The organism is Wolbachia endosymbiont (group A) of Volucella inflata, assembly GCF_947250665.1.
GTDB lineage: Bacteria > Pseudomonadota > Alphaproteobacteria > Rickettsiales > Anaplasmataceae > Wolbachia > Wolbachia pipientis.
Genome location: NZ_OX366338.1, coordinates 360,929 through 381,878, shown reverse-complemented (window position 1 = coordinate 381,878; position 20,950 = coordinate 360,929). Strand labels below are relative to the sequence as shown.

Here is a 20,950-nt window from a genome sequence, read left to right as displayed (position 1 = left end):
AGTTTACTACAGAAAGAAATTTATATCAAACAACTACCACTGCTTAGACCGTATGGTTGATGAATATGTGCTTTAAATTTGTGTGGGCGCACATATTCATCAACCTATTTTCTATACAGATTTTAAAAATTTACGTTGACTGCTTCTTTAAGTCTTGCATTAGCAATCACTATAATTTTACGCATTAGAGCTGTTATAGCTACCATCTTTTTTTTACCTCTACCAATGAGATCAGAATAAAAAGCACCAAGTACAGATTTAGACTTTGCAGCAGCCATAGCAGCAGTAAAAAGCTTTGCACGAACATTGCTTCTACCACCTGTTATCCTTCGGTAACCAATAGTTTTACCGCTTTCTTTTGGATGCGGGGCAACTCCAGCAAGACTTGCAACTTCTTTTTTGTTTAAGTAGCCAAGTTCTGGCATCAGGCATACAAAATTTTGAGATAACTTGATACCTATTCCCGGTACTGTTCTAAGTATTTTTTGGCGCTTTTGTAACTCTAGATTTTCATCAATGATTTTTTGTATTGCATTATTGATCTCATTTATCTGACCGTTAAAAAAGTCAATGGTTTTTTGGCAACTTTCTTTTATATGCTCGTTTTCAGGTGCTTTCAGTCTACATTTCTCTTGAACTCTCATTTGTGTAATGTCATCACGTCGTTGACAAAGTGCAACTAAGGCTGTTTGTTCTTTTGACATAGGCACAAATAGAGATAGAGTACTATAGCATTCACATCCATATTGAGCAAGAGCTCTTGCATCTGATTGATCAGACTTTGCTAAAGTTCCATGAGATATGACAAAGCTTTTTACTTTGCGAGTATTAGCTCGATGTACAGCAACATTCTTATCAACAAGAAAATGTGCTAAGCCAAGCTCATATTTTCCAGTGTTTTCCAAAGTTACTAGAGAATTAGGTAGGATATCTGAAAATTTTTGAAACAACTGTTGCCAACCAGTAGCATCATTGTCAAACTTGATAGTGCTCTTTTGGTTGTGAGTTGCGGCAACATTTTTAAATTTTCCGATATCAATTCCAATGAAATTTTGATAAGATGTAATCATAATAAATAACCTCGATAGTTTAATTAATTTAAGATTGTAAACGGGTGCATACATATGTCCCATGCAACTATTCAAACGTATCGAGAGATGGGGCTAGTGTACCTTGATCTGAACGGTTGTAATACCAATGGCTCTTCGGTCGCACATGCCCGTGATAGCCCTATTCCTATAGTGAGTAGGGTTATCTTTCCCTCTTATCTCTTTTATATCACATTTTTAACTTACAATTTCCTTCCTCTATTGGAAAAATCTACAATCTTGATAAACCCCATTTCCACCCACTTTTTACAAAGTTGCGCACTGGTACGAGGCTTAAAATTAAATAGTTCGCCAACCTGACTAGCTGTAATAGCGGAAAACTCCTGGAAGAGCTCAAGAGCTTTGCGTTGTTTAGGATCAAGCTTACGTATAAGATCAGTCTGATCAGTGTGGTATTCTTCTTCATTTATACGTTGTAAAACGTTCTCAAATGAATTTGCCATACCTTCTACGAAATACTCCACCCACTTAGTGATATCTGCTTCAGCTCGTCCCATGTAATAATTGTGCGATGTTATTGCTTCATAATAAGCCCCTAGATTTTTAGCATAATATTCTTCCAATGAGTAAAGCCCTTTTAGGTCATATCCACCAAGGTGTAAAATTAATGTAGTCAACAATTTTGCAGTACGACCATTACCGTCATAGTAGGGGTGAATTGTTACAAATTGATAATGAGCAATACCTGCAATAATTGGGTAAGGCACTTGCTCACTGTCACGAATCCAATCCACCATACTGCTCATAAGCTTTGATACATCCTTTGCTTCAGGTGGCATATAAACAATTGTACGCGCATGGCTATCACGGATAACGTTTTGACCATCACGATAAGGTGTTGGTTTTACTTTAGATTTTCCACTTGCCATTACTAGAGCATGCAGTGTTTGAATAGCTTTCTCAGTAATAGGCACTTCCCTTGCTGCCCATTGTTCAACTTGAGTTAAAGCTGCATAATATCCTTTAACCTCATTTTCATCTCTCCTATATTTTGGAAAGTGGCTTTTACCACTTAAAACCTCTTCAATCTGTTTAGGCTCAAGTCGATTTCCTTCAATCATAGTAGAGTAGTGTGTTGTATAGAGCCGTGCAGTTTCACGAAGGGACGAGAGCCTCGATACAGTGAGTGGCAAATGTAATACTTTTTCTTTTGCTGCTTCAATCCTCATAAGGCAATTAGCGATTTTGGAGGTAATCGTATAATTTGGCATCGGCATAATATCTGCATTACATTACTTCTATATTATGCTGATAAAATGCAGATAATGCAACATTTACACGACGCCGACCATAAACAGCAATAAATTCGGCTGATTGAGAAAGAAGTTTGCCTTGTAGAATAGCTATTTCTTTTTCTCTGCCAATTATCGGTTCACTCATATGTTTATTCCGCGGAGTTTGTTGAAATTATACACAGCGGAATAAAATTATCAACTTTGTTTTACCGCCGTGTTTACAGTTGCTATACGCAGCGGTAAAAGATAGAGCATCTCATAATTGGCTATTCTGGCGGTGATTTGGTCACTTGCATCACCAAGTCTTCTGATGAACTTTGTGGTAACGTGCTTAGTTTTCATTGTACGTAAAGTTTGTATTCGAGGCAAAACCGGCTATAAAATACACTTGATATAAATGTTTTTATATATTAACATTAGATGCTTCTTTTAATATACAGATAAATGTGTACTAAAAGTTTTATATTATAGGTTTTTAAATAAATTGTATGTCTAGAATATCGTTTTTATTGATCCTTATACTGGCAATAGCAAGTTTGCCAATAATAAATAACTGGCTGTCAAATCGCAGCCAAATGCTAAACGATGATTATATAGGTGAGAAATTAGATAATTATATAAGTAGAAATTTTGATAAGATCGTAAAAACTCTTAAAGAGGAGTCGATTAAAAGTAGTTACGCTGCTCGAGATAATGTGGCCAAAAGTAAAATTTCACAATACAAGAATCAAATATTTGATCTTACTTATCCTTACTCCGGAAATGAAAATAGTAGTGTTGTAGCTGTAGGCTTCTTTGACTATTCTTGTGGACATTGCAAAGCTATAAAGAATGATATAAAGCAGTTAATTAACGACGGCAAAATTAAGTATATCTTTAGGGATGCTCCAATACTTGGTAACGCTTCTTTAAAGGCAGCAAAAAGTGCTTTAGCTGTCTATTTTCTCGATAAAGAAAAATATTTCGATTTTCACCATGCTGCTTTAAGTCACAAAGGAGAATTTTCAGACGAAAGCATATTGGATATAGTGAAAAACATAGGGATTGATGAGGACGATTTTAATGATTCCATAAAAGATAACGCGGACAAAATTGAGCAAATGATAAACAACAGTAGACTTCTAGTAAGAGATTTGGGAGTAGGTGGTACACCTTTTTTAATAATTGGAGATAGCCTGTTTGTAGGAGCAACTGATTTGAATGTATTACGCAAAAAAGTAGATGAATTAAGTCACAAGCAAGGCTAGTTACAGTTTGCCATAAAATTTTATTTTTTTTGCTTGACAACTCAAATGAACCTGAGTATAGTAACTGTGGGTGTGATAAGTAACGGCACGTAGAAGTGACACAGTAGCTCAAGAAAAGCAGGTGATGCCTATAGTCAAGCATAACCTCAGCCTGCAAAGATTGACTAATACATTAAAAAGTGTTAAACTCAATATATAATTACCATTCTGGAGTTACAATATGAAAGAGCCTAATTATACAAGAGAACCAATTGCTCTTTTTCGACAAATCAAAGAAAAGAAAAAATCAAGTAGTTTATTGCATAATTTAAAGAGTGCTTATCCTAAAAAACTAAAGATAGGGGCTGCTATGAAGACAGGAGATTGCCTTTTTGACTCCATGGCTCAAGGGTTGAATGAGTTGAAACCTGGCCATCGTTTTACCGCAAAATCATTAAGAGAAGATTGTGAAAGTTATGCTGAGCAGCATGGTGAACAAGATAGTTGGACCTATAGAGCAGTAATAAAAGACGCTGCTATTGGTGGCTACTTTGCTGCGCTAGAAGGTCCACACGGCCCTATACAAGATCCAAAAACTAAAATAAGTGTGATAGATGAAGAAAGGACTTTTAACAAATATTTAAAAGACATTAAGAATATGGCTACAGGAGCTGATTCTCTACCTATATGGGGAAGACTGGATATTGAAGGAAGAATGATATGTGAAAAGTATAAAGTGAAAATTGAAGTGATAGCACTAGAAGAAGAACCTATAGATGATAGATATATTGCTACAGGTGAACAAGGTGAAGGCGATAATGTTGTTCGTATAGTAAATTATCGGGGTCATTTTGTACCACTCCTGAGTGAAATTCCTTCTGATATAACAGAAAGTCAACCAGTTTCTAATGAAGAAATTCTTGGCACAGATAAAAGAGTTCCTACTTCTGATCAATCAGAGAAAGAAGTACAACAAGAAATAATTAATATCAGCACTAGTGCGCCGGTTTATGCGGATGAAGCAAGTCTTTCTTCTCATCAACCAGAGCAAAAAACACGACAAGAAAGAATTAATACCAGTACTAGTGGGATTAATCCACCGGTTTTACAAGATCATACGGATAGAGGAATTCCTACTTCTGATCAATCAGAGAAAGAAGTACAACAAGAAATAATTAATACCAGCACTAGTGCACCGGTTTATACGAATAAAGGAATCCCTTCCTCTCATCGGCAAGAACAAAAAACACAACAAAAAGGAGTACAAAAAAAATTAATCAATAGTTACAGGAAAGAGGCTATTTATGGCACAGTTGCTGTGATAGCTGCTATAGTATTCACACCATCTGCTATAGCTGCTGCTTTTACTCAATCAATTCCTTTAGCATTCCTTGCTGGAATTGCTTTAGTCGTTGCATGTGTTTGTGTATATCAATTAACGCAGAGTCATAAAGACATTAACGAACTGAAAAGTGAGTTAGGAAAAGATCAAAAAAATAGTACCCATACTTTTCTAGAAGAAACAGGATTAAAAATGCACGATCTTATTAATAAAGCAATTTCAAAAGTTTAAGATTTTTCCTACTTTATCTACATCAACTCAACTTTATTTCTACAGGAGGGTATATGTCATTCACAGAAATTAGATTTCCAGAAAATATATCTTATGGTTCCACTGGAGGAACGGAATTTTCCACTGACGTTGTAACAACTCATAACGGTTGTGAACAGCGCAACATCAATTGGTCTCATGCACGCACTAGATACAACATAGCTTACGGGGTCAGATCAAACAAGCAGCTATTAGAATTAATAACATTTTTTCATGCACGAAAAGGTAAAGCAATAGGGTTTCGTTTTAAGGATTGGTCGGATTTTATAGCCATTAATCAAGAGATTGGTATAGGAGATAACAAAAAAACGACTTTTCAGCTAATCAAAACTTATGTAAGTGGGGAAGATAAGCATATACGTATGATCAAAAAGCCAGTACATGGGACAGTAAAGATTTATTTAAATGGTAAAGAAGAGAGTGAATATTCAGTAAATTATTCAACAGGAGAAATAACATTTATGAAGCCACCAGTAAAAGATGCGATAATCACTGCGAGCTTCGAATTTGATGTGCCCGTACGCTTTGATACAGATTACTTAAACGCTTCGATTGATGACTATGGAAGCAATAGCTGGAATAATATCCCCTTGGTGGAAGTGAAATTTTAGTTATAAGCGAGCATAGATCCACATCATAGTAGGGCTACTAGTCACCATCAATTGAAAAAATTAAGCACCACTGAGGCTCTATATTTAAATGAGCCTTAGTATATGCAATTATTTTAACTTTATCACCAGCTATATACTACAATGTTGCTGAGCTTTGCTAACATTTACACTTGAAGCTTGGGGAGATTCTAACTCAGTGCTTTTTTCTTCCTGCAAAATAGAAAGCTTCAACAACTCCTTTAGAGTTGATTTTGCAAGTGTTGTATCATCTTTGTTTAAGATGTAGTCTAGCATGCCGTTTTTCTGTAAGAGATTAACAAAATATCTATCTCCCTCATTAATAACCTCTATCTTGTTAATACAAGCATCAAACAGACGAAATCTGTCAAATCAGAAAGAAACACACAAATTTAAGTTTTTAGTAGTTTTCAAGTATAGTTGTACAGGGAGCGCCTTTGCAGTTATGACCGACATTTTCAATGGTGCCTAAGTGCCCGTATGCAAGGATGGTTTTGGAAGGAACGGTCAAATCATTGATGGAGTCATTTAGACTACCTCGGTTAGGAGATTGTACTATCAACCGTTCCAAGCTGAAGCGTTTCCCTATTACAAATTATATGTAGGAGTTACCATGAAAAAAGCAAAAAGTAAATTAGAAATAGTGAATCCTAATGCAGCAGGAATAGACATTGGTTCAGCTGTACACTATGTGTGTGTACCTGAAGGAAGAGATGAACAACGCGTTCAGAAATTTGGCTGCTTTACTGAAGACCTTCATAACTTAGCACAGTGGTTGAAAAAGTGTAAAGTTACAACAGTAGCTATGGAATCAACAGGAGTATATTGGATTCCTTTATTTCAAATACTTGAGTCATACAAATTCGAGGTAAGATTGGTAAATGCACGGCATGTAAAGAATGTACCTGGTAGGAAGTCTGACGTTCAAGATTGCCAATGGCTCCAACAACTGCATAGCTACGGACTGCTTCATGGATCGTTTAGGCCAGATAATCAGATGTGTGTATTGCGCAGTTACGTGCGGCAACGCAAAAATCTCACTGAAAGTGCATCTACACATATTCTGCGTATGCAGAAGGCATTAATTCAAATGAATATACAATTACACAAGGTTATTAGTCATATTACTGGGATAACTGGTATGAAAATCATTGAAGCTATAATTGAAGGCGAAAGAGATCCTGAGAAATTGGCTAAATTCAGGGATGCACGAATAAAAAATGATCAGTCTACTATTGCAAAAGCGTTAGCTGGTGACTATAGAGAGGAACACTTATTCACGCTAAAGCAAGAATTTGAACTATATAATATTTATCAAGAAAAAATAGCAGAATGTGATAGAAATATTGAAGCCTATTACAAAACGTTTGAAACAAAGTCTTGTGAAAGCAAACAGCTAAGTAAGCAAAAGAATAAAAATAGCAAAAGTAAGCCAAGCTTTGCTTTGTATGAGGAACTGCACCGAATAACTGGTATGGATTTCACTAAAATTCCTGGATTGATGTATTAAGTATACAAACCATAATTTCAGAAGTTGGTATAAACCATAGTAAATGGCCAACAGAAAAGCACTTTTCATCGTGGTTGGGACTCAGTCCTGCTAATAAAGTTACAGGGGAAAAAGTGTTTAACACAAAAACACGTAAAGTCATTAACCGTGCTGCAAATGCTTTGCGAATAGCTGCTCATTCTGTAGGAAATAGTAAAAGTGCGTTGGGTGCATACTACAGAAGATTGAAAAAACGACTAGGCTCTGTGGACAAAAAATATGAAAAGAGAGAAAAAGATGGTAGTTTAGCCTAATAGGTAAAAAATGGAGAAACTACCATATGCAATATTACATCAAAGAGGAAAATTGGAAACAAATTTTAGAGTTCATAAAAAGCGTAAAAGGAATGCACAGCAAAAATGAAAAACGTTTAAGAATATTCATAGAGGCAGTGTGGTACATAGTGCGAAGTGGTTGCCAATGGAGACTTTTACCAAAAACTTATGGTAATTACAGGAGTATACATAAGCGATTTAAAAGATGGTGTGAAAGAGATGTCTGGAAAAAATTGCTTGAATATACTAAACAAGAGCCTGATTTAGAAGTTGCTATAATCGACGGTACGATCATCCGAGCCCATCCATGTTCATCTGGATATACAAAAAACTCCAAGGATCAAGAAGCTTTAGGGAGGAGCAAAGGTGGCTTTACAACTAAAATACATGCGCTTGTCGATGCACTTGGAAATCCACTTAAATTTACTCTGACTCCTGGTCAAAGAAATGAAATTACGCAGGCACAAGTGTTGACCGAAAGTATCTATAACTCTACTGTAGTAGCTGACAAGGGCTACGATAGCAATGCCTTTATTACAAGTCTTGAAGACAAGGGATGTACAGTAGTTATTCCGCCAAAACGGAATCGAAAAGTGCAAAGGTATTACGATGAGCATATCTACAAAGAACGTCATTTGATTGAGTGTTTTTTTGGTAAAATTAAAAATTTTAGGCGCATTTTTTCCAGATTTGATAAAACTGCTGAGGTTTTTATGGGTTTTCTCAATTTTGTTGGAGCTCTTGTATGGCTTCTCTAAAATTTTGTCCACAGAGCCTAGTAACTTTGGAAAACACTGGAAAATATGAGCTTGGCTTAGCACATTTTCTTGTTGATAAGAATGTTGCTGTACATCGAGCTAATACTCGCAAAGTAAAAAGCTTTGTCATATCTCATGGAACTTTAGCAAAGTCTGATCAATCAGATGCAAGAGCTCTTGCTCAATATGGATGTGAACGCTATAGTACTCTATCTCTATTTGTGCCTATGTCAAAAGAACAAACAGCCTTAGTTGCACTTTGTCAACGACGTGATGACATTACACAAATGAGAGTTCAAGAGAAATGTAGACTGAAAGCACCTGAAAACGAGCATATAAAAGAAAGTTGCCAAATTAAATGTCTCTTTCTCTTGTTACTTTTGCTAACTCTTTCTGTAAATCAAATCTCTCTTTGTCATAAGGTGCTACATTACCTTTACCTGGAAATGCATTTGCCGCTGACTTTTTTTCGTTATATTTCTTCATCCATTTTCCTAATACACTATCCCTTATTCCTAGATCTCTTGCTACTTTTGCAACTGGTTGACCTACCTTTCTTTGTTCATTTGCCATCTTAACAGCTTCCAATTTGAATTCTGCCGTATATTCTCTTGCCATTTCTAATCCTCCAAAATTTTATTTTACCCGAAAAAACTCCTTTCTTTCTCTCCACTTTTTCTGGGTAAGGTCAGCCTTCTCGTATAGACGACAGGATATTTGTTTCTAATTCTTTATAATCTACCAATCCGGTAATTCTGTTTACTATTTTTTGACTCATTGTCAAACCTCCATTTTTTTTATATCAATTTATTACTTTTTTTTCGGTTTGACACACTTTTTTGAACATTCCCGGAAATGCAGAAAAAAAATGTTCAACATTATATCAGGAGTCCTTGTCGTTTTAATCTGCACAGATTGCGAAGTTAAATGAAATAGCTTCACTGTTATGATAAGGGCGCTGGCGAAGGGTGTCAAGCAAGTTTTTCGTTTCTATATGCGCTACCTTAAGACTTCAACGTCTTAACGCACCTAACTCCATCTGCATATAAATTTGCATGGCTCTTTCCAGTATTAAGCAATGCAAATCCAATGTTGTCTACACTAGAGCGCAGTTCCCCTATTTCCTCATTGTTTTCATTTGTCACTTTAGTGCCAATATCTGGAAGTGCGTTATCCCCCTCAACAAGGTAAAGTTTTCTTCTGAATATTTCTTGTCTGCTCATTCGATTTACGACTTCCTGACCTATATAACACTCCTTATTAAAGCTTATACCGTTTACTTTATCGATTAAAAATTGCAGCGGAAACGATGAATTCTGTACCATATCTTTCGCTCCATCTGGAACGAGATTTTGAATTCTGACTTTTTCATACCGAGTAAAATCCCCAACCGGCTCTTTTATTTCATCTTTATGTATGATCCTTATTCCTAGCAGCTTGTGCCTTGGATCTTGAAAAATAACTTGTGACTTACCACTACACTCCGCCAACTTAGTATTAAACAAAACTCCAACCTTATATAGTGCGCTAACGTCTTTAATCTTCACTCTCAAGTAAGTTTTAAGCAAATCCAGTTTCTCGATTATTTGCTGCAAGTGCATGTTTTCGCACTCTAAGAGGGTGTATTTACCATATTTAATAAGAAAAAAATCATATAGATATTTTCCCTGAGGGCTAAGCAATAAAGAGTAAATGGCTTTTTGGCTATCCAACTTATTAATATCATTGGTTATAATACTCTGCAGAAAATCTCTAGTATCAGGCCCATATAGCACTATCACACCACGACTGAAGAATGGTATATAACTCATGAAATCTCTATAAATAAATCTAAATTTTATTATATAACATTAGGCTCTTTTAGAAACTGCTTTTGGCGTGCATATTTTATATGGTGTGCATATTTTACACGCTCCAGCCCTTGAAATCTAACTTACGAGTATATATATATAAACTTATAAGTTAATTTGTTGATGAGGAAAAACAAATGTCAAGTATAAGTTTAAATGTATTAGATGATAGCGTGCTGATCAAGCCTATTAGCGAAGAAAAGCAAGGTGGAATTGTGCTTCCATCAAGTGCTGAAAAGAAACCTACTAAAGGTGAAGTTATAGCAATTGGTGAAGGTTCACGCAATTCAAGTGGCGAACGCGTAACTTTAACTGTGAAAGCTGGTGATAAAGTGTTCTATCGCCAATGGGCTGGTACAGAAATAGAACATAATAATGAGAAGCTTATCGTGATGAAGGAATCCGATATACTTGCTGTCATTAAGTAGCAGTCTTTATTTTACTAAACTGAAACAAAGCGCAACATAGCGCATTGTAAATGGTTTTATTATAGTTTTCTAAATTTTTTATTAACAAGAGGTGATAAAAATGACTAATGTAGTAGTATCAGGTGAGCAGTTGCAAGAAGCCTTTCGTGAAGTCGCAGCAATAGTGGATTCAACGGTAGCAATAACTGCGGGACCTAGAGGAAAAACAGTAGGGATTAATAAGCCCTATGGAGCACCAGAAATTACAAAAGATGGTTATAAGGTGATGAAGGGTATCAAGCCTGAAAAACCATTAAACGCTGTGATAGCAAGCATCTTTGCACAAAGTTGTTCTCAATGTAACGACAAAGTTGGTGATGGTACAACAACGTGCTCAATACTAACTAGCAACATGATAATAGAAGCTTCAAAATCAATTGCTGCTGGAAACGATCGTGTTGGTATTAAAAACGGAATACAGAAGGCAAAAGATGTAATATTAAAGGAAATTGCGTCAATGTCTCGTACAATTTCTCTAGAGAAAATAGACGAAGTGGCACAAGTTGCAATAATCTCTGCAAATGGTGATAAGGATATAGGTAACAGTATCGCTGATTCCGTGAAAAAAGTTGGAAAAGAGGGTGTAATAACTGTTGAAGAGAGTAAAGGTTCAAAAGAGTTAGAAGTTGAGCTGACTACTGGCATGCAATTTGATCGCGGTTATCTCTCTCCGTATTTTATTACAAATAATGAAAAAATGATCGTGGAGCTTGATAATCCTTATCTATTAATTACAGAGAAAAAATTAAATATTATTCAACCTTTACTTCCTATTCTTGAAGCTATTGTTAAATCTGGTAAACCTTTGGTTATTATTGCAGAGGATATCGAAGGTGAAGCATTAAGCACTTTAGTTATCAATAAATTGCGTGGTGGTTTAAAAGTTGCTGCAGTAAAAGCTCCAGGTTTTGGTGACAGAAGAAAGGAGATGCTCGAAGACATAGCAACTTTAACTGGTGCTAAGTACGTCATAAAAGATGAACTTGGAATCAAGATGGAAGATCTCACGCTTGATGATCTTGGTACGGCTAAAAATGTTAAAATTACTAAAGATAATACCACAGTTGTCAGCGAAAATAGCGATTCTGACAGTGTGAAAGCTAGAATCGAGCAGATTAAATCTCAAATTGAAACTTCAACTTCTGATTATGATAAAGAAAAGCTAAGAGAACGTTTAGCGAAATTATCAGGTGGCGTTGCTGTGCTCAAAGTTGGTGGAGCAACTGAAGTGGAAGTTAAAGAACGTAGAGATAGAGTCGAAGATGCGCTGCATGCAACAAGAGCTGCAATTGAAGAAGGTATAGTTCCAGGTGGTGGGGTTGCGCTTCTTTATGCTTCATCTGTTCTCGACAAATTAAAAGGTGCAAGTGACGAGGAACAAATAGGCATAAACATTATCAAGAAAGTTCTCAGTGCTCCAATTAGAAGGTTAGTCAAAAATGCTGGTCTTGAATCTGCTGTTATAATTGACTATTTGATTAAGCAAAATGATAAAGAGCTTATATACAACGTTGAGGCTATGAATTATGCTAATGCGTTTACAGCTGGTGTGATTGATCCAGCAAAAGTGGTGCGTATTGCTTTTGAAACAGCGGTATCTGTTGCGAGTGTGCTGATAACTACTGAATCTATGATAGTTGATGTACCAAGCAAAGAAAATGCTTCATCTCCTATGGGTGCAGGAGAAATGAGTGGCATGGGTGGATTCTAAGTAGAATGAAACCGTGGAGCAATTGCTCCACGGTAGTTCCAAAAAATCTCACATTTTACTATTCGTTAAAGGTAATACGTTTAGTGCAGAAATGCACTACTGTTTGCATCCGTTTCACTCCTTTATATTGTGGTTGTCTAATAACAAAAAGGCAGCATAAAAGAACTATAATCCCTAGTATATTTATACTATAGCTGACCCAAGCAACACGTCATACCGCGATTCATTCCAGTTATCTAAGTGGAGAAAGTCACCTCTCCCCACTCGACTTCAAAACCGGACTTGTGACTTTCACCACATCCGGCTTCTCTCTAACTTGGTGTTTGTCATACATACTTCTCCATGTAATTAACATTTCAAAGCTTGGTAAATTTGTTTTTATAGCTTAAATACAGCATTCTCTATATTACTAGAGAAGTCGTATTCATTCATACCTAACACTTAATGTTGGCTCATAACATATTAACCACTACTCACAACTTTACCTTCCAAATTACAGTGTCCACGTCAGCATATCTTAAACATTATTTTAGGCCTTGGCTTCTTAGACAATCCCTCATTATAGGTGCATACGGGTGGCTCCCTGCTTAAAGAATAAGAGCATCTATAATGTTACTCCGTTCCATGAAATTGTTTCATGTTAGACTTAGGTTCCAACTTTTTGCCGGGAGATGGGAAACATCTTAATCAGACCAGTCAAGTTCTAATTATCCACTTTCTCCGTACCTTTTGGTCTATGCGTTAACCAACCTTATTTCGCATATCGTTCGTTACGACAATTCAGGCATTGGTTCCTCTCGTAACCATATCTAACTCTGTTTGCAGGGATTCACTATAAGGTTTAGTGTTACCTGCTTTTATCTCATGCTTGCATCCTAGAGGTTGCCACTCTCTAAAATGTGAGACATACATTATCCCCGATGTCTAGGGAAGATGGAATTTAACCATCACAAAATCACGACTTTCGGGTCGCACTAGCTGTACGAACATTCATTTTTGAAGGTAAATTGCACAGCAAATGGTGTCATTCCAGTCTGGAATCCAGAAATTTTGCTTATAACTGAGCTGATGAGCTAAAGGTAGTTGTCTTACGCTAAAACAAACGTTTTTAATTAAGTTGCATAGAACCAGTGTCTGGGCACTGGGATGACACCCCACTGGTGGGAATTGCTCCTAAATTACAACGTTCGTACAGCTATGTGCTTGACACTGGGATGACATCATAGGGGCACTGGCCTACTTAACCGTCATACCGTCGCGGTATCTCAGCCGCTAACAAGTAGCGGAATGACGATTTATCAAACGCTGCCTAATTTTCCGTAACAGTTGAAAAAATCAATAGAAAATCAATATATCACTATAAATTCACGTATTTTGAGGCTATAATGGTTAAAATACGCTATATGGTATAATATGGACGATTTTATCAGAGTTAAGGGCGCAAGGGAACATAATCTGCAAGGTGTAGACGTCAATATACCAAAAAATAAGCTAGTTGTTATAACTGGGCTAAGTGGTTCTGGCAAGTCTAGCCTCGCATTTGATACGATTTATGCGGAAGGCCAACGCCGGTACGTTGAAAGCCTATCAGCTTACGCGCGTCAATTTCTCAACATTCAGGATAAACCAGATGTTGAGTCGATTACAGGTCTCTCTCCTGCAATATCTATCAACCAGAAATCGATCTCAAAAAATCCAAGGTCAACAGTTGGAACTGTTACCGAAATTTACGATTACTTGCGCTTAGTATATGCACGAATAGGAGTTCCTTATTCACCTGCAACTGGATTACCAATAACAAAACAAACGGTGTCTCAAATTGTAGATACTATAATTGCGTTACCTTTAGAAACTAAGATATATATACTTGCCCCTGTTGTGCGTGGTAGAAAGGGAGAACATCTTAAAGAGATATTGGAAATTAAAAGACAAGGTTACGTAAGGTTCAAAATAGATGGTGAAGTGTACAATGTAGATGACTTGCCTAAACTCGATAAGAACAAGAAACACGACGTTTTTGTGGTTGCAGATAGAATATCAATATTGGGCGATATAGGAAATCGACTGCCAAGTAGTATAGAATCCGCACTAAAACTTGGTAATGGTCTAATGTATGTAGAAATAGCAAACCTACCTGACAACCATAATTCCGAGTATAAAAATGGTCAAATTCTGACTTTTTCAGAGAATTTTGCATGCCCCGAGTCTGGTTTCACTCTTGAGGAAATAGAACCAAGATTATTTTCTTTTAACAGCCCTTACGGTGCATGTGGTTCGTGTAATGGGCTTGGTAAAAAACTAAGTGTTGATATAAAGCTAATAGTACCGGATGAAACTCTTTCAATATCTGAGGGTGCTTTAAAGCCAGTGGGATCAATGTTCCGTCAAGTGCACACAGGTTATGGATTTCTAAAAAGTGCAATTCTATCACTGGCTGAAAACTACAAATTTAACCTTGATATTCCGTGGAAGAACATAGATCAAGAAGTAAAAGATATGATACTCTTTGGCTCTAATAAATTTCAAGGTTTGATCAGTATCTTGGAGAACCAGATGGATTATGATGAAACACTTGTTGAGCGATGTTGCTCTGTCACTCACTGCAGAGAATGTACTGGCTATAGATTGAAAAAAGAAGCGCTTACAGTAAAAATTGATAGCAAACATATAGGTGAAATATCAGGGCTCAGCATCGATAAATCCCTTAAATGGTTTGAAAATTTGCCAGACAAGCTCACAGAACAACAGAAGCAAATCTCAAGTAAAATATTAAATGAAATAATCAAGAGACTAGCATTTTTAAAGAATGTAGGGTTGAATTACCTAACACTTGATCGAGAATCTAGCACTCTCTCTGGCGGTGAGAGTCAGAGGATCAGACTTGCTTCACAAATTGGCTCTGGTTTAACAGGAGTGCTGTACGTGCTTGATGAACCCTCGATTGGCCTTCATCAATGCGATAATGATCGGTTAATTGCTACACTGAAAAACTTGAGAGACATGGGTAACACTGTAATCGTTGTTGAGCATGATGAAGATACAATAATGGCTGCTGATTATGCGATTGATATTGGTCCTGGAGCTGGCGTAAATGGTGGAAAAGTTGTTGCAGAAGGAACACCAGACCAGGTGCAAAGAAATTCAGAGAGCATAACAGGGCAATATTTGAGTGGAGAGAAAAAAATTTTAATTCCAAGGAGAAGAAAGCAAGCAACTCAGTTCATAAAAGTAATAAATGCATGTGAAAATAACTTAAAAAATGTGAACGTTAAATTTCCTATAGGGAATCTTATTTGTGTTACTGGAATATCAGGAGGGGGAAAATCAAGTTTAGTCATAGAAACGTTATATAAATATTCAGCACATAAGATACATCATTCGTCTGCAAGGTATGGTCAGTGTGATAGAATAGAAGGCCTTGAATATATAGATAAAGTTATAGAAGTTGATCAGTCGCCAATTGGTAGAACTCCTGCGTCAAATCCAGCAACATATGTCGGTATGTTTACTCATATAAGAAATTGGTTTGCAGGTCTTTCGGAGTCAAAAGCAAGGGGATATAATATAGGCCGGTTTTCATTTAATACCAGAGGGGGAAGGTGTGAGGCTTGTAAAGGTGATGGGCACTTAAAGATAGAGATGCATTTTCTACCGGACGTTTATGTGAAGTGTGAGCAGTGTAAAGGGCGAAGGTATAATCGGGAAACATTGGAAGTTACTTATAAAGAAAAATCAATCTCTGATGTCCTTGATATGACGATAGATCAAGCTTGTGATTTTTTTGAAAACCTTCCAATGGTAAAAGAAAAGTTGATTTCTTTGCAGGAAGTGGGGCTTGGCTATATAAAACTCGGACAGTCGTCAACAACGTTGTCTGGGGGTGAAGCACAACGAATAAAGCTGTCCAAGGAGCTATCAAAACGATTTACCGGAAGAACATTGTATATTCTTGATGAGCCAACAACTGGATTACACTTTGAAGATATAAATAACTTACTAAAAATACTCCATAGATTAGTCGATCTGGGAAACACTGTTATAGTTATCGAGCACAATTTGCACGTTATAAAAACTGCAGATTATATAATAGACATCGGACCAGAGGGCGGAATAAAAGGCGGAGAAGTGATTGCTACTGGAACTCCAGAAGAAGTGGTAAAAATTCCAGAAAGTGTTACAGGCAGGTATCTTAAAACGTATTTATTATAAACTATTTCTTAATTATATTAGGCTAGGTTGCATATTTATGATTTGGAGATAAGAATGTCAGTATATCGATACTTTAGAAGGTACGTTGAATATGGAGTCGTACCTGCTAAGAAAGCAGAAGATAACACACTAGTTCCAGAAAATAGTTTCTATAAATCTGTACGTTACGTTGATAATGTGCTAGGACCTGTGAAAGATGTAATTTGTGGAGTTGAGAGTAAAGACAATTATAACAAGTATTATCAAGATCATGATAAATGTGAATACGTGGGCCACAGAGCAGAGGGAGTGTATTCATTGCGTACACTGGGTGCTGTTTTAGCAGCCAACATAATATTGCAACCTTTATTTTTGATAGTGGCATGTTTGTCATACTTTCCAGTCAAGTTATTGTCAAAAATAACAGGGGACTATTGTTTTAAAACGGATACAAAATCATTCGTTAATTATTCAAACATATTTTTAGAAATGGGGCAAGATTGTGCTAATGCAGTAGCTAGAGTATTTAACAAGATTGTAAGTTATGCTTGCGCTGCTATCATTTGGGCTGCCGCGTCAATCATAACGCCACTCATGTTGGCTTGTGACAAAGTGCAAAGTAAGTTAAGTGAAATACAGAAGCCAGAAAAACATCAACTTTTATCTAAGGATAATTCAAAGACTACTTTAGTCGGTGGTGTACCACAAACTGAGTTATAAGTTCTGCTTTTATGGCACTCAGCAGTATGAACTATATTGAAATGAAATAAAAAGTGAAAGGGTGTAAGCTTAAGTTACTTTAGCTATACTATATAAATTTTATAATATATTTAATGAGTTGTGAACCTTCTCTTACTAAAAAAAGCCACAAATCTCATATTTCCAAGCGTATGCGTAAGTTGTGAATGTATCATTGATGAAAATCTTAATCTGTGTAGTGAATGCAACAAAAAAATCAATTTTCTAACTAAGCATTACTGCAATGTTTGTGGTGTAGTAATCTCAGACAATATTTATACGTGTGGTAAGTGCATCATCAATCCTCCACCGTTTAAAGTATTAAGATCAGTTTTTGCTTATGATCAACATAGTAGAAACATGATTATCAATTTCAAATTTTTTGATAATTTGAATTACGTAAAAATCTATGCAAAGTGGATACACCAAGCTAATCAGGACACATTTCAGAACGCAGAGGTCATAATTCCTATACCGTTACATAAAATGCGTTTGTTTAAACGTAAATATAATCAAGCAGCGTTGCTTGCAAAAGAGTTGAGTAAGTTGTCCAATTTATCCTATACGCCATTTGCAATAAAACGCCTTCGCCATACTGTGCCTCAAGCTGGCCTTTCACTTAAACAGCGTGAAAAAAACTTAAAGAAGGCTTTTAAAATAAGCAACAAGAAAATTATCGAAAATAAAATCGTGATATTAGTTGATGATGTGGTAACAACCGGAGCAACTGTAAGATCTTGCTCTCAGGAAATTTTAAACTCCGGTGCAAAAGAAGTGAGAGTGCTATCACTTGCAAGAACAGTGAATGATTGTGAAAATCAGCATGTTAAAACGTGATTTTTAATAACTTCAACATCGCTAAATTCAAAAGTTTGGTTGCTTACAATTTGAAATCTTTCATGCCCCTTTCCTGCAACTAGCAGAATCATACCCTCGTTATAGGCAATATCTACGCCTTTCTCTATAGCTTCTCTCCTACCTCCTATCTCCAGTGCATCAGGGCAATGTAGCAAAATATCGTGGCGAATTTTTGCCGGATCTTCATCACGCGGATTATCATCTGTAATTATTACTTTGTCTGCATACATTTGTGCTATTTTGCCCATTTCTGAACGTTTCGTCTGATCACGATTGCCACCACAACCAAAAACTAGAATTATTTTTTTATTGAAGTGCCATTTTAAAGACAATAGGGCTTGTTTAAGCGCACTTGGAGTATGAGCGTAATCCACAAATGCAAAAGGTTTCACTTTTTCCATTCTTCCTGGTGGAGAAACGAGTTTTTCTACGCATATTTCTCTGTAATTCAGTCCAGACGAGGTAACTATACCCATTGCACACAACAGATTATATGCTTGGAATTGCTCCAGAACCGGAAAAAACATGTCATAAATTTCATCGCCAATTTTAATTGTAAGATGTTGACCGTTTGGTGCTGGTGTTTGCTTTAACAAAGTAATATCAGAGTCTTTTTTCCCATAGGTGATAACTTTGTTGCTACGTTTTTCAGCTATTTTAAGCAATGCGCCGTATTCATCTATAACTGCATTTAAAATCGCTGTTTTTCCTTCTGGTAATACCTCGTAAAACAACCTTTTTTTAGTTTCTAAATATTCACCAAGACTTTTATGGTAATCTAAATGATCTTGTGAGAAATTAGTAAAAGCTGCAGCACTCAACTTTAATCCATGGATTCTGTATTGATCAATCCCATGACTTGAAGCCTCCAATGCTAAGTGCTCTACGTTTTTATTACTTACATCACGTAATGTTGCGTAAAGGTCATCCGCATCTGGAGTTGTAAGACTGTTGCTATTACCTTTTCTACCATTATTGATGCATGTTCCAAGTGTTCCAATAGACGCAGCATTATAGCCAGCATTCTGCCAGATCTGACGGCAAAATTCTACTACTGAAGTTTTACCATTCGTACCCGTTACAGCAGCAACATACTTGGGTTGTTTGAACTGATAAAATCTGCTGACTATTTCGCTGTATATTTCTTGAGGGTTGGGGTGGTCAAGCACTGCAAAACTCGGAGTATTTGTCATTCCAGTGCTTGACACTGGAATCCAGTTTTTATTATGCAATTGCTTAGTGTGTTCATTTGCAATTAAATTTTCTGGATCCCAGTGTCTGGGCACTGGGATGACATCTTTTTTGGTTCCTTGTATGACAACGTCTACACAGTCGTGTGCGTGATACTGGGATCCAGTAGGAAGAATCTGGACACGTGCTGGTTTTCTAGATTCCAGCGTCATGCGCTGAGCAGATACACAAACGAAAAGATAACCTTCCTTGACTCTCTTGGGATTACATGTAACGCCCTTGATTTCAACGTCAAAGTTAACATCAATAATGTTATGCAGTAATTCTCTCAGTTTCATGTTTTACTCTGCCAGTTTTAGTGTTCAAACATGGCAACCTTGCTAGTGCAGCATTTAAATCAGAGATTAAATCTTCAGGATCTTCCAGTCCACAAAATATCCGTATAAAACTTCCACCATAATCTGAATTCATTACAGATCTTGACATAGATCTACGATCTATTGGTAATATTAAACTATCGCACCCTCCCCAAGAAGCACCAATACTAAAAACTTTCATATGATCAACCATGCAGCTTAGTTCTTCACATGAATATTCTCTATCTAGTGCTATACTGAATGTGCCGCTTGCTCCTTTGAAGTAACTTTTCCATAATTCGTGTTGAGGATGGGAGGGAAGTGCTGGATACAAAACTTTTTTGATTTTTGAATGTTTTTCTAGCCACTTTGCCACTTCCATTGCTGTATTCTGGTGCCTTTTCATACGTGTGTGCAGTGTTCTTAGTCCCCTGTGTGCAAGGTAGCAGTCGTGCGATTGAATGGTTACTCCATAATTTTTATAGCTCTCATAAAGCAATTTAAAAATTTCACCTTCAGCAATAATAGCCCCCATCAATAAGTCTGAGTGACCGGCTAGATACTTTGTCACCGCATATAGTGCAACATCAATTCCATAATCAAGCGGCTTAAATAACAAAGGAGTGGCCCATGAATTGTCGCAAACGGTTACGATTCCACGTTCTTTAGCAACTTTTACTATATGCTCTACATTCGAAATCTCAAATGCTACAGAACCAGGAGTCTCGATCATTATCAATGAAGTATTGCTCTGAATTAAATCAGTTATATCCTGTGTTGGATCATAAAAAGTTACTTCTATTCCTCTTTTTGGTAGCTCATTTTCGGCAAATCTCTTAAGTCGGTAATAACTATTATCTTGTATTAAAACATGCGAACCCGCTTTAGTGAAAGTCAAAATAGCAAAAGTAAGTGCAAATAGTCCGGAAGGATAAATAAGCGCTTGTCCACTCCCTTCAATTTCAGCAAGTGCATTTGAAAGATAATGAACAGTAGGAGTACCAACATTACTGTAGCTATAATCCCTTGCAACACCATCGTTGATTACATCGTATATACTTTCTCCATTTGCTGCATTTAAGTAGTCCTTGTAAGTAGGAAATAATATGGTAGAAGAATGATAAACTGGCGGATTCATAGAACCTTTATAGTCATTAAATTTTCTTCCTGCTTTAACTAATATAGACTCTTCCTTCAC

Annotated in this window: 16 protein-coding genes and 3 pseudogenes; 11 read left to right on the top strand and 8 right to left on the bottom strand. The window is 36.5% G+C overall.

Annotation, left to right across the window (positions count from 1 at the left end; translation table 11 throughout):
• Positions 1–122: 122 nt before the first annotated feature.
• The 3 genes from OOK85_RS01990 to OOK85_RS01980 all read right to left on the bottom strand — a co-directional run bounded on the left by OOK85_RS01990 (position 123) and on the right by OOK85_RS01980 (position 2,489).
• Positions 123–1,070 (bottom strand): IS110 family RNA-guided transposase, encoded by a 948-nt coding sequence (locus tag OOK85_RS01990; RefSeq protein WP_264703712.1) that lies wholly within the window; start codon positions 1,068–1,070, stop codon positions 123–125.
• Positions 1,071–1,291: 221 nt separating this feature from the next.
• Positions 1,292–2,170: a Fic family protein gene (locus OOK85_RS01985; protein WP_264703710.1), complete on the bottom strand. Its 879-nt coding sequence runs from the start codon at positions 2,168–2,170 to the stop codon at positions 1,292–1,294.
• Between the two features lie 166 nt (positions 2,171–2,336).
• Positions 2,337–2,489, bottom strand: coding sequence for a hypothetical protein (locus tag OOK85_RS01980; protein WP_264338709.1), 153 nt, complete (start codon positions 2,487–2,489; stop codon positions 2,337–2,339).
• A 343-nt stretch (positions 2,490–2,832) separates the two neighbouring features.
• Between OOK85_RS01980 and OOK85_RS01975 the strand changes: the two genes are divergently transcribed.
• The 3 genes from OOK85_RS01975 (at position 2,833) to OOK85_RS01965 (ending at position 5,793) form a co-directional block, all read left to right on the top strand.
• A complete protein-coding gene (locus OOK85_RS01975; RefSeq protein WP_264338711.1) occupies positions 2,833–3,591 on the top strand; it encodes a DsbA family protein in 759 nt (252 codons plus the stop codon).
• A 220-nt stretch (positions 3,592–3,811) separates the two neighbouring features.
• Positions 3,812–5,143, top strand: a complete 1,332-nt coding sequence (locus OOK85_RS01970; protein ID WP_264703706.1) for an OTU domain-containing protein — start codon at positions 3,812–3,814, stop codon at positions 5,141–5,143.
• A gap of 53 nt (positions 5,144–5,196) precedes the next feature.
• Entirely contained in the window at positions 5,197–5,793 is a 597-nt protein-coding gene (locus tag OOK85_RS01965; RefSeq protein WP_264703704.1) for a TIGR02217 family protein, read from the top strand.
• Positions 5,794–5,922: 129 nt separating this feature from the next.
• Here the strand turns inward: OOK85_RS01965 and OOK85_RS01960 are convergent, their stop codons facing one another.
• The gene (locus OOK85_RS01960; protein WP_223823041.1) at positions 5,923–6,087 is read right to left on the bottom strand and encodes a hypothetical protein; all 165 of its coding nucleotides are present in this window, start codon (positions 6,085–6,087) and stop codon (positions 5,923–5,925) included.
• Between the two features lie 337 nt (positions 6,088–6,424).
• On the opposite strand from OOK85_RS01960, the pseudogene OOK85_RS01955 reads away from it, so the two are divergent.
• The 3 genes and pseudogenes from OOK85_RS01955 to OOK85_RS01945 form a co-directional block, all read left to right on the top strand.
• Positions 6,425–7,566 (top strand): annotated as a pseudogene (locus OOK85_RS01955) (IS110 family RNA-guided transposase); the annotation flags it as partial.
• 74 nt (positions 7,567–7,640) lie between these two features.
• Entirely contained in the window at positions 7,641–8,393 is a 753-nt protein-coding gene (locus OOK85_RS01950; protein WP_264703702.1) for an IS5 family transposase, read from the top strand.
• An 8-nt stretch (positions 8,394–8,401) separates the two neighbouring features.
• Positions 8,402–8,746: pseudogene (locus OOK85_RS01945) on the top strand (IS110 family transposase); the annotation flags it as partial.
• A 4-nt stretch (positions 8,747–8,750) separates the two neighbouring features.
• On the opposite strand, the pseudogene OOK85_RS01940 reads toward OOK85_RS01945, so the two are convergent.
• Both OOK85_RS01940 and ygfZ read right to left on the bottom strand, forming a co-directional pair.
• Positions 8,751–9,011: pseudogene (locus tag OOK85_RS01940) on the bottom strand (transposase); the annotation flags it as partial.
• Between the two features lie 386 nt (positions 9,012–9,397).
• A complete protein-coding gene (ygfZ, locus tag OOK85_RS01935) occupies positions 9,398–10,204 on the bottom strand; it encodes a CAF17-like 4Fe-4S cluster assembly/insertion protein YgfZ (protein ID WP_264703700.1) in 807 nt (268 codons plus the stop codon).
• 185 nt (positions 10,205–10,389) lie between these two features.
• Between ygfZ and OOK85_RS01930 the strand changes: the two genes are divergently transcribed.
• From OOK85_RS01930 to OOK85_RS01910, 5 genes are all read left to right on the top strand, one after another.
• Positions 10,390–10,671: a co-chaperone GroES gene (locus tag OOK85_RS01930; RefSeq protein ID WP_173862895.1), complete on the top strand. Its 282-nt coding sequence runs from the start codon at positions 10,390–10,392 to the stop codon at positions 10,669–10,671.
• 100 nt (positions 10,672–10,771) lie between these two features.
• Positions 10,772–12,421, top strand: a complete 1,650-nt coding sequence (gene groL / locus OOK85_RS01925) for a chaperonin GroEL (RefSeq protein WP_065094753.1) — start codon at positions 10,772–10,774, stop codon at positions 12,419–12,421.
• Between the two features lie 1,413 nt (positions 12,422–13,834).
• Positions 13,835–16,630, top strand: coding sequence for an excinuclease ABC subunit UvrA (gene uvrA / locus OOK85_RS01920; protein WP_264703697.1), 2,796 nt, complete (start codon positions 13,835–13,837; stop codon positions 16,628–16,630).
• Between the two features lie 54 nt (positions 16,631–16,684).
• Complete coding sequence (locus OOK85_RS01915; RefSeq protein WP_264703671.1) at positions 16,685–17,329, top strand: hypothetical protein; 645 nt, start codon at positions 16,685–16,687, stop codon at positions 17,327–17,329.
• 120 nt (positions 17,330–17,449) lie between these two features.
• Positions 17,450–18,184, top strand: a complete 735-nt coding sequence (locus tag OOK85_RS01910) for a ComF family protein (protein WP_264703669.1) — start codon at positions 17,450–17,452, stop codon at positions 18,182–18,184.
• Here the strand turns inward: OOK85_RS01910 and OOK85_RS01905 are convergent.
• Complete coding sequence (locus tag OOK85_RS01905) at positions 18,166–19,734, bottom strand: Mur ligase family protein (protein ID WP_264703667.1); 1,569 nt, start codon at positions 19,732–19,734, stop codon at positions 18,166–18,168. The genes OOK85_RS01910 and OOK85_RS01905 overlap by 19 nt on opposite strands.
• Positions 19,709–20,950 (bottom strand): cystathionine beta-lyase, encoded by a 1,242-nt coding sequence (gene metC / locus OOK85_RS01900; RefSeq protein WP_264703666.1) that lies wholly within the window; start codon positions 20,948–20,950, stop codon positions 19,709–19,711. The genes OOK85_RS01905 and metC overlap by 26 nt, the downstream gene beginning before the upstream one ends.